This window comes from Psychrobacter sp. APC 3281 (assembly GCF_030407815.1).
Classification (GTDB): Bacteria; Pseudomonadota; Gammaproteobacteria; order Pseudomonadales; family Moraxellaceae; genus Psychrobacter.
In genome coordinates this window covers 147,963-163,973 of record NZ_JASDCS010000008.1, presented here as the reverse complement: position 1 = coordinate 163,973, position 16,011 = coordinate 147,963, and the positions used below count along the sequence as shown (strand labels likewise).

Genomic DNA, 16,011 nt, shown 5'->3' with positions numbered 1-16,011 from the left:
TTGAAATGGCTAGTAAAACGAAAAATTTTTCACCTTTCCTTGCAGGGCCGTTAACTTTACGCTATATTTATGCTCATTTTGAGTTTAAATAACGAGCAGTTTCTATCAATATCATGCCTAGATAAGGGTCAAAGATGACAATTGAAAAAGAGCCAGCATTGGATGACGTATTGCTCAAGCCATTGGTTGAGAATGCACTAACTGAAGATTTGGGTAGGCGTGGTGATGTAACCTCACAAGCTACTATCCCAGCCGATATGCAAGCGCAGCTACAGATCAAGGCGCGGCAAGCAGGCGTGATATGTGGTATGGATTTGGCACGTTTGTCTTTTGCCTTAGTCGATGCGCAAATTGAGTTTATTGCACAAGTACAGGATGGCGAAACAGTAGAGGCTGGCGCAGTGTTAGCGACCGTAAAAGGTAACGCGCGTCACTTATTGACAGCAGAACGCACGGCACTGAACTTTATGACCCATCTTAGTGGTATTGCGACAGCGACCCGTCAGATAGTCGATAGTGTGGCGCAATATCCTGCGCAAATTACTTGTACACGCAAGACCATTCCAGGCTTACGTATCGTACAAAAATACGCCGTACGCTGCGGCGGCGGACGTAATCATCGCTTGGGGTTGGATGATGCGATTTTAATTAAAGACAATCATATCGCTATTGCTGGTGACATCAAAACGGCCATTCAGCAAGCACAGAAATTTGCTGGGCATCTGATTCCTATTGAGGTCGAAGTCGATACGCTAGAGCAATTAGAGCAAGCGCTCGATGCAGGTGTGAGTTTAGTGCTATTAGACAACATGTCGCCTGAAACATTGTCGCAAGCGGTTACTATGTGTAAGGGTCGCGCAAAGACTGAAGCCTCAGGTGGTATTACGCCTGAAACGGCACAAGCGGCGGCAAGTACAGGGGTTGATTTTATCGCGATGGGTTATTTGACGCACAGTACGACTGCTTTAGATATTGGGTTAGATTTTAGTGCATAAATACAGATGTGCTAAAGGCTAATAGCGTTATATACGCTTGATTTTATGACAAGGGCTATCACCGAGTTAATAGATCGGTAATTACTAATAGCTTGTACTGACAACCTATTAAATGCTTGTTTTTACACTGAAGCTTTACTAAGGTGACATGTAGGCGTAACGGCGCAAAGTTAATGATTTTATTAGCTTATCTGCCTATGCTACAATGCTATTTTTAGTTGCCTATTGGGTCATCGTTGCACTCGCACGATGACCTTATCTTTTTGCACAAGCGGTATCAATAGACAAGCGAGCGCTCAGTGAATACTGAAATTATCAAGATAATCCTAGCCTTTATGGTATTGATCAATCCATTTAGCGCATTGACGTTATTTTTAGATTTGACTCGCGGCTATTCGATGAACAATCGACGTAAGGTCGCGCGCGTTGCCTGTCTGACCATTTTTATCACCATCAGCTTTTTTACGATTGCAGGTGAGACGTTACTAAAAACACTTGGTATTTCTATCGGCTCGTTCCAATTGGCAGGCGGTATATTGGTGTTTTTAATTGCGCTAAATATGATGAATGGAGAGGGTAACCCTGTTAAACCTGATCAAGAGAACTTCGATGTTGATCATGTGAAAGATGCGCCAGTCTCGATGGCAGCTGCCGTGGTTCCCCTCGCGATTCCGATGATGATTGGGCCTGGTGGTATCTCTACGGTTATCATTTACTCTTCACAAGTATCAGGTATTTTGCAGGTATCTGCCATCTTGATTGCTGGCTTATTTATCAGTCTGTTTTGCTACTTAGCATTGATGGCGGCAGGTCGAATCAGTCGCTTACTAGGCGATACTGGCTTGAACATCATGAGCCGAATCATGGGTATGCTATTGGCCGCCGTTTCTATCGAGATTATCGTTAATGGTCTGCGTACGCTCTTTCCTAGCTTGATGTAAATGATCAATACAATATTACCGCTAACCACATATATTTATATACCGGTTAGCGGTTATCAACGTGTTTCGGTTTATCTAATACGTTGTTTACTTGATATTCAGTTTATTCAACACTCAGCTTATCTATCATTTCCTAGTTATATTTCTATCAGCTTTGATACAAATGCCACGCCAGATACAGCATTAACAATCCTACCAAAGCATCCAGTATGTTCCATGCCTTAGGTTTCTCAAATAGAGGCCTGAGTAATCGCGCACCATACCCAAGCGCAAAGAAGAAAAAGAACGAAGCGCTAATTGCACCTGCGGCAAACGTCAATTTACTGCTTGCACCTGTAGAGACCATGCCGACGAGTACCAATGTGTCTAGATAGACGTGCGGGTTCAACCAGGTAAAGCCAAAGCATAGTAGTAAGGCTTTTTTTAAGCTAGTGACGACTTGTCCTTCGACAGTCAAAGCATGTGACACGCGTACGCTGGCATACAAACTCTGTAAACCATATCCTAATAAAAATATAACGCCTGCTATTTTTGCGATATCTATAACGTGAGGATAGCGGGCCGTAACTGCACCAAAACCACCAACACCTGCTGATATTAAAAACGCATCGCTCACCGCACAAAATAAACAAACAAAAAATATGTGCTCGCGTTTGAGACCTTGTTTGAGTACAAAGGCATTTTGGGAGCCAATAGCAATGATGAGAGATAACCCAAGTAGGAAACCAGAGATATAATCGGGAGCATTCATAATACGGTGCTTAACGGTTGGAGTGTAGGAATGGTGACATTTTGCTTACTGGCAGGCCAGCAAAAACCTGCTAAGATACGCTATTGAATGAATGTATGCAATATGCGCACAATGTGAGTGTAATAGACGAGGGGCAGAGCAAGTCATGGTAGTCAGTTTGACAAGAATGCTACAGTCATTTGGGCAAGCTCAAGATGACCTACCGACATTGGCAGCAAAGAATGCTCAGGAGATGAGCGTCAATCATGAACAGGATGCTGCTGCCAAGAGTGATAGCAATCACGCAGTACATGAGCGTTCTACACTGACTCCGCCTGAACGTGTAAACCGCATATGTGATGCGTTGGCACAAGTGAGTGATAGCCAATCATCCACGCCTTTGACCGATCGCTATCTGAGTAATCGTGCTCAAATGCGCCCAACCAATAGACCGCCTTTTGACCCAGATACTTTGTGGTATCTCAAACATGGACGTTGTCCGATTATGACTGAGCTTGTTGATGTGGTTGATGAGGCCACCCTAAATGCCATGCCTATTGAAGCCGTTGCGATATTAGATCGTATCAACGGTAAGCTAAAGCGTTACCGTGAGTGGAGTAGTGAGCTGAACGAACAGCAACAGCAGCAACATAATGAGCGTCAGTTCGTCATCGACAAGCTAGTATCCGAAAGTATCCCTGAAGCATTACATCATTATGAGCAGCTACAACGCTTTAGTCCGCATCGCACCAAAAATAATATGGTACAGGGTAAGATGACAGCCGGTGATATGCTGACAGACTTGTTCTTAGAGATTGACTACGAGCTTGACGAATTGTTAGATGAATTGCATCAGACAGTTTTGAACCGCCTTGCCTCAACACACCGTTATGTTAAGAGCCGTACGCAAAGTTAAATGTTCTTTGATGATGTTTTTTTGAACACTTGTAAAGGTTAAGTATTATCAAAAAACACAATCGACCCAATGCATAACAATATAGGGCTTTAATAGAGCCTTATTTTTTTGTTTAATAATAACAACCATAAGAAATCAGCTACGACATTCTGATAAGTAATAAGGACAATATAATGACCCAAATGACTGCGATGTTCGTAATGTTTGTTTTGTATGGGCTGTTGCCAGCGGCTGGGTTATATCTAGGTTATCGTGGTATTAAAAAAGTCACAGCACCCAAAATGCTTGAGTATAAGGCGATGCCGCAACTGGGTTATATACCTGAAAAAAGCCTACCCGTCGACGTTAAGACCGCTCTTGATCAAATTAATACAAAAGGTGAAAAGCTGCGTGTCATGTATGGCGATACCAATAATGATGGCAAGATTGATGACAAAGATACCGTTAATGAAACTTATATTATGATTCAAAACTTAATGGATAGGCATGTGCCACAAGCAGTCGCTGACTATCGCCGCTTGCATGATTTAGATGTGACGGATAGCGCGCTTGCTGATACTACCAAAATTAAACATTCTAATGTCACTGGCAAAGAAGCCTTGTTAGATGTGCTTAAGACAATTAACACACAGTTCGATGACCTGCTCAACGCGTCATATCATCAAGACGGTCAAAAGCTACTTGCGACCAATCGCTATCTCCAAAAACGTTTTGACAGTCCTGCTAGCAATACAGAGTTTCAAAAGCCCGATAGCAATGCCAGTAGTAATGCCAATAATAATGCTAGCAGTGATGTAAATATCCAAGCGATTGAAAGCCCAATTGGTGAAAATGTGAGTGCTAAAGACATTAAGCTGTAAATACAAAGTTGAATGGTGAAAGGGTAAAGAGCAAGCGTATATGATTATCTTAATAGGCATCGGTATTGTAACGACCGTCACTACCTTTTATCTAGGTAGGAAAGGCTGGCAGGCTTTTCATAAAGCCGTCGGTATCTCACCTGGCGTACTTACTTATCAGGATTACGATGCGCCCTTATCATTAGCCACATTAAGCTTGCAGCAGCTAACGTTAAATAAACAGCACTTAAAAACATTGTCTGAGCAGAAATTGCGCCATTTAAAACGTATTGATGAGAAAGTAAGCAGCTATCACGCTTATCAAGCAGTCCTACAAACCCAGAATAAGACACCAGCGATAACAGAAGCACAGTTTGTGTTGAATAAAATGTTGCAAACACGGTTACCCGAAATGCTAGCCACTCATTATCAGTTAACAAATATAAATGTCACTAATGAGAATAACGAAAAGAGGTTAGAGGCTAGTGAGTTATTGCAGAGTGTTCTAGATAGTATCGAACAGCGTTTGGACAGGCTACTGGCGCAAATGGATGAGGAACAGCTACAAGAGCTGCGAGTCATGAAGCACTATATTAATAGTCACGATAGCTGAGCCGCTATATCTATACTGAGCAACTGTCACGCCTGTAAACTGTGACGCCCATAAAGAGACACAAAAAAAGCGGTCAATGACTATTCATCATTGACCGCTTTTTTATGTTTATTCTAAATCTATTTAAGACTTAGAATAATGTTAAACCAATTTAACTAGCGCTTATCATTGCGATCACGGGTGTTACGTGTACCGCGGCTAGCAGGGCTAGCACTACTTTTAGGTTTCGCGCTGCTGTTGCGGTTATCGCTACGGGTGTCAGTGCGACGCGCTTTAAGCGGCTTGTTTCTGATACGTTCTTGTTTTTCTTTGGCTGCGCCATGTAGACCCGTGCCATAACGTGGACGCAAGCTGACCAAATCCGTCAATGTATTGATTTCTTTTTTATCAAGCTCTAAGAAACGACCAGTACGTAGCTCTTTTGGTAGAACAATCGTGCCATAGCGTGTGCGTAGTAGACGACTAACTTTTAGACCTTGTGATTCAAATAAGCGACGTACTTCACGGTTACGGCCTTCTTTTAGCTGGACGTGATACCACTTGTTGACGCCTTCGCCGCCGCCTTCTTTGATGTCTTCAAATTTAGCAAGGCCATCTTCTAGCATGACGCCAGCGGTCAATGCACGAGCGATATCAGGCGTTACTTCACCCAATACACGTACAGCATATTCACGAGTAACTTCACCAGATGGATGCATCAAGCGATGCGCCATTTCACCATCATTAGTAAATAACAATAGGCCAGTTGAGTTAATGTCCAAACGTCCAACCATTACCCAGCGGTCATGCGTTAGCTTTGGCAAACGTTCAAAGACAGTTGGGCGACCTTCTGGATCTTTAGCCGAGCAAACTTCGCCTTCAGGCTTGTAGTAAGCGATAACACGGCGACGCTTCTCATTTTCAGAAGTGTATTTTATTTGACGGCCATCAACGCGAATCTCATCACCTTGCGAGACGCGATCACCAATGGTCGCAGGACCGTTATTAACCGTTACGCGGCCAGATTTGATGACTTCTTCCATTTGGCGGCGTGAACCAAGTCCCATACGGGCGAGTGCTTTCTGTAATTTTTCATCTTTCATCATAATATCCTTGAGTCGGTGGGTTTACATTTCTCAATGTAAAAAATTGGATTGACTATTCTACGCTATTTTAACAAATTTAGCACGTAAACCAATACCTTACTGGTTATTAATGCCTAAACAAACATAGTGCTAATCAATAAAAGTTTATTAGTCGTATACGAAATATAGACTCGAAGACTCTCAGTGACTGGTGGTATAAATGAATACGTGGATACAAACACTTACACTATTTCGGCACTAAAAGGTTATTTCCAATTATAAATGCAATCTAGACAAGCCCTTATTAAGCTGAATTTTTTCAAATTAAAAATAAAAACTTTATTTATTACAAAGCTGTTTTCACTTCCGTTTTTTTTAACGCTCAGCAATCTGAAAGTTGATATGAATATTTTCAATTAGCCGCAAATAAAGGGCTTGATAAGAAATTGCAAAATAGTCACTTAATTATTTTATGACAGATTATATGTATTGCACTGAATATAGTTTAGGTGTATATTTATTAAATATATTCTTTTTTACGAATATAAATGCTGTAGTAAGGTTTTCTGGTTTGATTCACAAATATAAATATGAGTAACTGTTATGGTTAATAAATATTTCATTTTTGTACACAAACGCTTCTTGGTAATGAGCATATTTTGCTTGTTTCTGATGGGGTTGTTTAGTGGCTGTACGATCAACTCAGGACTTCAGTCAGGAAATCTTCCTGAATCTGGCACCTTTACCGCAGAAAACGGCCTTCAATTTCATATTCAGCCTTTAAGTCTGGCAACTTTACCGCGTACAGTGCCGCCTACTGTTACTCAAGATCTCTCTCATTTGATCAAAACCTCTGGACGAGTCAATTACGGCATTGCGAAAGGGGATGTGCTGAATATCATCCTTACCAATTATCCGGATATTAATGCGTCAACTGCTAGTTTAACGGTAGATCAACAAGGGTATATACAGTTTCCATTGATAGGTAGAGTTCAAGCCAGTGGGCTGAGCGTGCCGCAGTTCACCGCTACGTTGCAAAGCAAACTACAGCGCTATCTCAAATTCTCAGATCCTCAAGTCAAAATCATCAATTACCGTGGTAGCAAGTTTTTCGTAGATGGTGCGGTAAAGCAGTCTGGCGAGTTTGCTATTGCTGATGTGCCAGTGTCGGTATATGGCGCTATCTCTATGGCAGGTGGTACCACCGAGACAGGCGATTCAAACAACATTGTGCTAAATCGTCAAGGCAACAGCTACCACTTAGGAGTGCAATCACTACAAAGAATGGGGCTGTCTGCCAATCAAATCTATCTGCGGGATGGTGACTCTATCCACGTCAATAGCCAAAGCCGCAATAAGGTCTACGTATTGGGTGAATTTGGCAAAATTGAGCCAGTGGCGATTCCAGAACAGGGACTAAGTTTGGCGCATGTATTGGGCGAGTCAAATGGGCTAAATTCCAATACGGCTAATGCAGCCAAAGTATATATCGTGCGCGACAACCCTCAGTACCAGTACACCAATATTTATTACGTCGACATGCAGAGCATCACAAGCTTGGCACTAGCCAGTCGCTTTGACATGCAAGCCAATGACATTCTTTATGTGGATCCAACAGGCTTGGCCCGCTGGAATCGTGTGATTAGCGCGATACTACCGTCAACCTCTGCCATCAACGTGATATCAGGGTTATAAATGATAGGTAGTGAAAATACTGGATGTGCTTTGAATTTTAATATTGAGATTAAGTGAGATAAGAATAGAAAGTAGAGTGATAGATTTTATAAGGTGCGATAAGGCAGGGAACTATCTAACAGCAGTAAAAGGCAGTTAGGGTCTTGAAGCTAAGCGAAAGCTATTAAGCGATTAACATTGAATAATGGGTATATGGTTATGAATAATATAGATTCAAAAGACCTATCGACACCTAAGGGTGACAACGACAATGACAACATCGACTTAACGGCGCTGGTTTTGGTTTTGTTGCGTGGCTGGAAAGTCATAGCGCTCATGGCAGCAGTCGGACTCTTAATAGGATTTTTCTATACACGCTATGTTAATCCGACCTTTAAGTCTGATGCGCTGATCCAAATTGAAGAAAACTCCCAAGGAGTCGATGCGCTTGGTGCAAACATCTCAGAGTTGGTCGGAGAAGAAGTGAGCAAGGCTGAGGCAGAAGCCGAGCTCATACGGTCTCGGATGATATTAGAGCCAGTTGTCGATATGCTACATCTAGACATCAAACTGACCGATCCTAATATTGGCTATCTCGATAAAATAACAAACGACCGCATTAACACTCAGTTGAATACAAATGATGGTGTATCTTTGAGCACAAAAAACGGTTCCGTTCAAATCAATCAGTTCGATGTGTCACCAGCGTATTTAAACCAATCTTTTACGCTATCACAGTCTGATACAGGGTTTGTCTTAAGCAATGGACTAGATGATTTCAAAGGACAATTGGGTCAGCCGCATCAGTTCAATGGGGTAAACGGTGAGATTAATATTACGGTGACTGAGCTACCTACAGACGGTTATCCTATTGGCATCACTAAGCAGACCTTAAAGACAACGACAGATGCAATGAATAGCGCATTGTCTGTGGAAGAAAAAGGCGATAAAACCAATATTATTCAGCTGTCGATGACAGGCACAAATCAACAGCAAATCACGACCACACTTGATCAGATAGCCCAGTCATATATCGATCAAAACCAATCTCGGGGTACGGAAGAAACGACCAAAACATTGGCTTTCATGGAAACGCAGATTCCAGCATTAAAAGAAAAATTAGACACCTCTGAAGCTCAGTTCAATGAGTTTCGTAAAAAACACGGCACCATCGATGTAGGTAAAGAAGCTGAGCTGTTACTAAATGAAAAGTCTCGAATCGATGAGCAGCTCAATGATCTCAAATTAAAGAGAGCCGATCTAACGACTTACTATACCAATGAGCACCCACTCGTTATCCAGATAAATGAGCAACTAAAAGTCCTCAACAGTCGAATAGGAGCGATAGGAAGCACCGTGGCAGGACTGCCTGAAATCCAGCGAGAGTTCTTAAAGTTATCGGAAGATACAGCCATTAATAGAGAGATTTACCTCACACTGCTCAAAAATTATGAACAATTAAAAATCGTTAGAGCTGGTCAGGTTGGTTATGCCCGTATTCTAGACCGACCGACCAGTACCTTCGATGCCATTGCACCAAACAAATTCCAAATTATGCTGCTGGCGCTACTCGTAGGTACTGTACTTGGGGTAATGTTGGTTCTAATCAGAAACTTAATTAGAAATGTCGTGAAGGACCCAGAGCATCTAGAGTCTAAAACGGGAATTCCTGTCATTGCAACGATTCCACGTTCGACCTCGATATCTAAGCTAAGTAGGAACAAAAAAAATACTGGTCGGATGCTTGCTCACGTTGATCACAATGGCTTGAGTTATGAAGCAATTAAAAATTTACGGACAAACCTTTTATTTGGTAAGACGACGAAGACAGCAGATGAGAAATCCGCTCAGACCATATTAATCACTGGAGAAAGTCCAGGTGTCGGTAAGTCTTTTATTACGGCCAATTTATCTGAAGTATTTGCACAGCTTGGTAAAAAGGTACTGATTATCGATGGAGATATGCGTTTAGGGGAGCTGCACAAAATGTTTGGTATGAATCCAGACAGTGGTCTTACAGATTATTTACTGCAGGATAAAGATAGCTCTCTAACAGATAGTGAGCCTCGATTAGAGAGTGTTATAGCTAAGTTAAACCTTGAGAGCTTTATTCAGCCGACTGATATGGAGCATATCGACCTTATATCGCGGGGACGGCCGTCGCGCAATCCAACTTCGTTATTGATAGGAGAGAGGTTCAATCATTTGATGGCAACGCTCAAAACGAAGTACGACTATATCGTTATTGATGCGCCTCCTATATTAGCTGCATCAGACGCCATGGTATTGGCACAGCACGCAGACAAAGTACTGATCGTCACCAAATTTGATCATTCAGTAGAGGGCCAGTTGGTCTATGCCATCAAACAGATGAGTAAAGCAAACGTACAAGTCGATGGCATCATATTAAATGACATACAGCAAAGTATCTTGAACAGGTATAGCTATCACTACCATTATGCTTATGGACACAATTTGTAGTTAGCTACTGTTCATTGTCCATGGCAAACGAGCGACATAACTTAAGTAGGTGGATCTTATGTTTATAAAAACAGAGTCTAACAATGCTTATCAAGCGCCAAGTGACCTCAATCGATGGTCGAAGCGTATGACGCTGTTTTTATTAGCCTTACCACGCTTTGCTAAATGCTATATCTTATTTGGTATCGATTTTTCGGTTGCTGTCCTTTGCTTGGTAGCGGCATTGGCACTGCGTCAGGGCTATGTCGATGATCAAATTGGTTTTACGGTATTGGCTTTTTATGCATTGATACCTGTTGTTAGCTTATATCTGATTGGCTTTTATAGAGGCGCCTCTAGAGGGTTTTTCGATGCGGCGATGGGTCGAGTTTTACAGCTGTTTTTGTTGCTTATTATCGTTTATCAGTTCATCATTTATGTGAATCCAGTATCAGTGATGCCGCGCTCAGCGCCAATCATATTTTTGTTCTTATTCTTTATTTGGTTATGGAACAGTCGGCTAATGATTCGTGGGTTGCTGAATCGACTACAGAAACCAAACAATCAAGATCGCCTAGATAGTTGCTGCGATAACGTGATTATTTATGGTGCAGGATCGGCTGGTAGAGAGCTATTAGAGAGCTTAAGACATTCTCATAAATATAATGTAGTGGCATATATTGATGATGATCCGCAGCTGATAGGGGCTTATTTACATGGTAAAAAAATATATGCCGCTCATGCGCTACCTTGGTTAATAGAAAAATTAAATGTCGCGCAAGTGATTTTGGCAATGCCTTCTATGAGCCGTGGTCGTAAAAAACAGATTATGGATAGCCTGTCAGGCGTTTCTGTCAAATTAAAAGATTTACCGAGCTTACGAGAGCTTGCTGATGAGATAGTAACAGTCAGCCATATACGTCCAGTTGATATATTAGATGTGCTTGAAAGAGAGACTGTCGAACCAGTTGCTGAGCTCCTCCAAAAAAATATTGCGGGTAAAAACGTACTCGTGACAGGGGCAGGCGGCTCTATTGGTAGTGAGTTATGCAGACAAATCATGAAAAATAAACCTGCATGTTTGGTGTTATATGAGCAGTCTGAATATGCTTTGTACACAATCGATCAGGAACTTAGAAGCCTTGTCACTAGTAACGTCGCTGGTAATGTCATTAGTAATATTGAATATCAAAATACTGAGATTGTCAGCATCATTGGAAGCGTGGGTAACGAAAAAAAATTAATCAATATATTCGAAAAATACCATATAAAAACGATTTATCATGCTGCAGCATACAAACATGTACCGATTGTCGAGTCCAATCCATTTGAAGGCACAATCAACAATACTAAAGGCACCTACCATTGTGCCTGTGCCGCGATAAAGGCTCATGTTGACACGTTTGTACTGATCTCTACTGACAAAGCAGTGCGACCGACTAACGTGATGGGAGCCTCCAAACGCTTGGCTGAGCTTGTCTGCCAAGGACTGAGCCAAAGCAATAGTCATACATGTTTTAGTATGGTGCGTTTCGGCAACGTTTTGGGTTCATCAGGATCTGTGATACCACTATTCACCAAACAAATTGAACAAGGTGGTCCGATTACCATCACTCATCCAGACATCACGCGCTACTTTATGACCATACCGGAAGCGGCCAGTTTGGTTATTCAAGCAGGGGCCATGGCGTTCGGTGGTGAAGTATTTGTACTTGATATGGGTGCACCTGTCAAAATCGTGGATCTTGCCAAACGTATGATTCGTCTGACAGGGTGTGAGCTAAAAGATGCGAGCAATCCTAATGGTGATATCGAAATTGTGTTTACTGGATTGAGACCAGGTGAAAAACTCTATGAAGAGTTAATCATTGGTGCCGACAATATAGAGACCACGTTTCATCCACTCATTATGCAAGCAATGGAGCATAGTTTTCCATTGGAAGACATCGAAGCTATCTTGTTCGAATTTATCGAAAGATCAAAACAACACGATACTCAATGGTTGAAAGAACAGTTTAGGACCTTCGTTGAAGGCTACCGAGAAGGCGATGATGTCAGGATCGAGGTCGAAAAACTGACATCATCGTTGATGGATGAGGTTAGTTAATACAGTAGGTGGATAACCACAAGATTATTAGTTTTTTATAAGTTATATGAAACATAAAATTGGATGATGAGTAATGGCCTCTGAAGTGTTTTTATCGATACAGAGCGTAATCAGTCGATTAAAAACCAGTCACTTTGTACGAGATGTGGCTATGGTTGGAGGCGGTATTGCTGCTGGTCAAGCAATCGCTATGGTCTTTATGCCGTTTCTCACCAGATTATATAGTCCTGAAGATTTTGGTATCGCTGCCGCATTTGCCGCAGTCATCAGTATTATTACTCCGATTGCGACCATGGGTTATGCCAATGCCATTGTGATGCCTGATAGTGACGAGGATGCCGCTGCCATTATCAGATTGTCTGTATTGCTCAGTTTGTTTATAGCGGCTATAGCGTTCATCGCTGTCTATTTCGGCAATGTTTATTTGGCACGATGGACGGGTATGGAAAGTGCACCATATATGTTGTATCTCATACCGTTGACGCTATTGGCTGGCGCGTTTCTATCTGTTGCTGACCAGTCTGCTATCAGAGTAGGTTTGTTCAAAGCCAAGGCTCGTGCTTATGTGGAGAGCAAGCTTGTGACAGATACCAGTAAGTTGATAGGTGGTGTATTGGCCCCCTCTGGTATGTTGCTTATTTTGTTAACGATAGCAGGACAGCTTACGAATTTTATGATGCAGATGCTTCGGGTACCTAGGATTGGTGTATTAAATGTCCGAGACTGGTTTGGCACGGTTGGTATTCGTAATGCTGCTATATCGCAGCGTGACTTTGCCATATACCGCATGCCGCAAAGTATGCTCAATGCTGCTTCAGTAGGGCTACCAACCATCTTGTTAGCATCACTATTTAGTGCTTCTTCTGCTGGGCAGTATTCGTTGGCTGTTCTTGTGCTCGGTGCACCAGCGATGTTGTTAGGCCAAGCTGTTGGAGAGGTTTTTTATCCTAAGATTACGCGTGCGATTACAGCAAAGTCACCAGAAGCTTATCAATTTTTATTAAAAGTGACGGTAATTCTATTGGTGGTTGGTATTGTACCATTCGGTACGGTGTTCGTTTTTGGCGATTATCTTTTTTCTTTAGTGTTCGGCGCAGAGTGGGCCTTAGCAGGCAGTTATTCGCAGTGGCTTTCTATTTGGCTTTTGACCAGCTTGGTATCGGGTGCGAGTACTGCAGCATTGCCAGCATTACGTTTGCAGCGCTTTCTTTTGATTAGAGAGATTTTTGCAGTGATATTTCGTGCTGCAGCGCTGTATATAGGTTTTTACGTTTTTGAGTCAGATATGGTAGCCATTGCCCTGTTCTCATTTGTTGGGGTCTTGCTTAGCTTATCTATCGTTTATGTCGCTTTTCGGCGTCTTGTTCATATCCATAAAGTGCCGCAGTAGGTAAATGTTTTGACTGCGTTGGATGGCACAAAGGATATGCATTAGAAGTCTCAACTCAAGAGGCTCACTATGATTTCAGTTATTATCGCCGCATTTAATGCCGCTGACACTATTGATCGTTGTATTAGTAGTATTGACGTTGCGAAAAAGAACCATGAGATTGAATTGATCGTTATTGACGATGGTTCTGGCGATGAAACTGCTAGGTTATTGCACAAGTGGGAAAGTGATAGGGCATGGATTACGGTGCAATATCAAAAAAATAGGGGCGTGGCAGATGCTCGTAATACTGGGCTTGATATCGCAACCGGCGACTACATCGTTTTTATAGATGCGGATGACACTATCGATGATTGGTATTTTGACTTTGTCATTGCACAAACGGTTAATCGAGATATTGAGATGTTGGCGTTTGGTCATAAGCGCATAATGTTAGATGATTCTGTTATCGAGCGCCGTAACATTACAGCAGAATATTCACGGCAAGACATTAAAATGCTACAGCTGAGAGTGACGGAGAATAGAAATATATATTGGTATGTAACTACCAAGGTTTATAGCAAAAGACTGATAGCGGATTTGCGGTTTAATTGTGACATAAAACTTGGTGAAGACGGTATTTTTAATATTGAGTGCTTGGGGAAAGCGAACCATTTATCTGTCGTACCCGACTGTCCATATAACTACTATGAGAATGTTACTTCGATGACGAGTTTGCAATATAAGCCAGGGCTGCTCGAGTCTATAGAAGCAGACTATAACGCTAGAGCCAGGATACATGACTGGTCTATCAGTGCTACTGAGAGGCAAGTGCTGCTATCGGATTTCGCACGTAGTTATATCGAGCATATGCTGCCATATCTGCTCAATAACTTGGCTCATATTCAAATGAGAAAACGCCATGCAGAGTTGATAAAAATACGCCAGTCTTCCGTTTATCAGAACTGTTTACCGCACTATCATCAACGACATTCAGCACGCGGTATTCGTATCTTGATTTCATGTTTTTCACGACGTTGGTATGTGATGACATTGGCTTTTTTGCAGCTGTCTTGGTCTAAAGCGAAGGTAAAAAGACATGTTTAATATTGATTTATTTCCTCAGGCTTTAAAAAGTGACGAACATGGACAGACTCGTTCTTGTTCGCTGAAACAAACAACCAGGGGTGAAAGTGTCACTGAGCAAGAGTTGTGGTTTGCATATCCTATCAATCTACCCATGCCGGAAGATGACGATTGCGACTCTTATTTGTTAGCCACATTGTTGCCCGCGATGCAGCTAGGTGCGGCTATTCGGGTTCATGGCAGTGTGTCACACGAGCTATTAGCCAATCTGACAGAGCTACAGTATGTCTGGAATAAATGGTTACCAGAGCGTTATTTTTTGATTGATATACAAGTTGATCGTATTAGAGATCAAGACTTACGAGTAGAGGCTGCGATTGCTGCATTTTCTGGTGGCGTTGATGCTCAATTTACCGCTTATCGTCATGCAACAGGTAGAGCAGGATATGCCACACGGAATATTAAGGCAGGGGTTTTTGTGCATGGCTTTGATATACCTTTAGATGATACAGAAGGTTTTAATAGTGCTGTAGAGATAGCAACCAAAGTACTTTCTGATATTAACGTGGATCTACTGCCGGTTAAGACGAATGTTCGAGCATTGTGGTCTATCGATTGGGAAGAATATCACGCGGCTGCCATTGCTTCCGTTCTATGTGGATTGAAACGATATGCAGGAATCGGACTCATCGGTAGTGGCGATTCTTATGATGTATTACTTACTCCATGGGGTTCACATCCCATAACAGATCCATTATTGAGCTGTGGCAATTTTAGAATTATTCATGATGGTGCAGGATTTCGTCGATCTGAGAAGTTAATCATTCTTTCAAGTTGGTCTATAGGCATACGGCATTTACGTGTTTGCTGGGCTGGTAATAGGCATGATAGAAACTGCGGTCACTGTGAAAAATGTGTACGAACTCGACTGAATCTCTTACTTGCAGGTGTTGATAATCCTGCTTGTTTTGACACTCCGATAGATTCGTCACTTTTCAGGTTCATGGTTCTGAAAAGTGACGCTGTACGCATAGACTGGTCTCTCATTCGTCAAGAAATGATTGAAACGGGCAGGGGTCTTGAGTGGCTTCCGTACATTGAAAAAGTACTCAAACGTAAATCATCTCCAAAATTGAGTAGGTTATTTCCTTTTGGGTCAAAGCGTCGCATGTGGGTAAAAAAAATGTTAATGAGAGATAAATAAGGGAGTGTCAAAA

At 42.0% G+C, this 16,011-nt stretch carries 13 protein-coding genes; 11 read left to right on the top strand and 2 right to left on the bottom strand.

All coding sequences use genetic code 11. From position 1 onward, the window contains the following. The first annotated feature begins 134 nt into the window (after window positions 1-134). Entirely contained in the window at window positions 135-995 is an 861-nt protein-coding gene (gene nadC, locus QL886_RS08815; protein WP_290178410.1) for a carboxylating nicotinate-nucleotide diphosphorylase, read from the top strand. Between the two features lie 299 nt (window positions 996-1,294). Beyond that, a complete protein-coding gene (locus QL886_RS08810) occupies window positions 1,295-1,936 on the top strand; it encodes a MarC family protein (protein WP_082624565.1) in 642 nt (213 codons plus the stop codon). A gap of 148 nt (window positions 1,937-2,084) precedes the next feature. Here QL886_RS08810 and QL886_RS08805 read toward each other — a convergent pair whose 3' ends face one another. Further along, entirely contained in the window at window positions 2,085-2,687 is a 603-nt protein-coding gene (locus QL886_RS08805) for a LysE/ArgO family amino acid transporter (protein WP_101206238.1), read from the bottom strand. Between the two features lie 145 nt (window positions 2,688-2,832). On the opposite strand from QL886_RS08805, the gene QL886_RS08800 reads away from it, so the two are divergent. The 3 genes from QL886_RS08800 (at window position 2,833) to QL886_RS08790 (ending at window position 5,034) form a co-directional block, all read left to right on the top strand. Further along, window positions 2,833-3,582: a hypothetical protein gene (locus tag QL886_RS08800; RefSeq protein WP_228707047.1), complete on the top strand. Its 750-nt coding sequence runs from the start codon at window positions 2,833-2,835 to the stop codon at window positions 3,580-3,582. A 173-nt stretch (window positions 3,583-3,755) separates the two neighbouring features. Beyond that, a complete protein-coding gene (locus tag QL886_RS08795) occupies window positions 3,756-4,442 on the top strand; it encodes a hypothetical protein (RefSeq protein ID WP_290178409.1) in 687 nt (228 codons plus the stop codon). 40 nt (window positions 4,443-4,482) lie between these two features. Continuing rightward, the gene (locus QL886_RS08790) at window positions 4,483-5,034 is read left to right on the top strand and encodes a hypothetical protein (RefSeq protein WP_290178408.1); all 552 of its coding nucleotides are present in this window, start codon (window positions 4,483-4,485) and stop codon (window positions 5,032-5,034) included. A gap of 155 nt (window positions 5,035-5,189) precedes the next feature. Here QL886_RS08790 and rluB read toward each other — a convergent pair whose 3' ends face one another. Further along, window positions 5,190-6,116: a 23S rRNA pseudouridine(2605) synthase RluB gene (rluB, locus tag QL886_RS08785; RefSeq protein WP_101206234.1), complete on the bottom strand. Its 927-nt coding sequence runs from the start codon at window positions 6,114-6,116 to the stop codon at window positions 5,190-5,192. A gap of 630 nt (window positions 6,117-6,746) precedes the next feature. Here rluB and QL886_RS08780 point away from each other — a divergent pair. From QL886_RS08780 to QL886_RS08755, 6 genes are all read left to right on the top strand, one after another. Beyond that, window positions 6,747-7,793, top strand: a complete 1,047-nt coding sequence (locus QL886_RS08780; protein WP_290178407.1) for a polysaccharide biosynthesis/export family protein — start codon at window positions 6,747-6,749, stop codon at window positions 7,791-7,793. Between the two features lie 198 nt (window positions 7,794-7,991). Next, entirely contained in the window at window positions 7,992-10,253 is a 2,262-nt protein-coding gene (locus QL886_RS08775; protein WP_290178406.1) for a polysaccharide biosynthesis tyrosine autokinase, read from the top strand. A 58-nt stretch (window positions 10,254-10,311) separates the two neighbouring features. Beyond that, window positions 10,312-12,339 carry a nucleoside-diphosphate sugar epimerase/dehydratase gene (locus tag QL886_RS08770; RefSeq protein WP_290178405.1) on the top strand — a complete coding sequence of 676 codons (2,028 nt, stop codon included), beginning with the start codon at window positions 10,312-10,314 and terminating at the stop codon, window positions 12,337-12,339. 73 nt (window positions 12,340-12,412) lie between these two features. Then, window positions 12,413-13,729, top strand: coding sequence for an oligosaccharide flippase family protein (locus QL886_RS08765; RefSeq protein WP_290178404.1), 1,317 nt, complete (start codon window positions 12,413-12,415; stop codon window positions 13,727-13,729). A gap of 69 nt (window positions 13,730-13,798) precedes the next feature. Continuing rightward, window positions 13,799-14,815, top strand: a complete 1,017-nt coding sequence (locus tag QL886_RS08760; protein WP_290178403.1) for a glycosyltransferase family A protein — start codon at window positions 13,799-13,801, stop codon at window positions 14,813-14,815. Next, window positions 14,808-15,998, top strand: coding sequence for a hypothetical protein (locus QL886_RS08755; RefSeq protein WP_290178402.1), 1,191 nt, complete (start codon window positions 14,808-14,810; stop codon window positions 15,996-15,998). The genes QL886_RS08760 and QL886_RS08755 overlap by 8 nt, the downstream gene beginning before the upstream one ends. The last annotated feature ends 13 nt before the right edge of the window (window positions 15,999-16,011 follow it).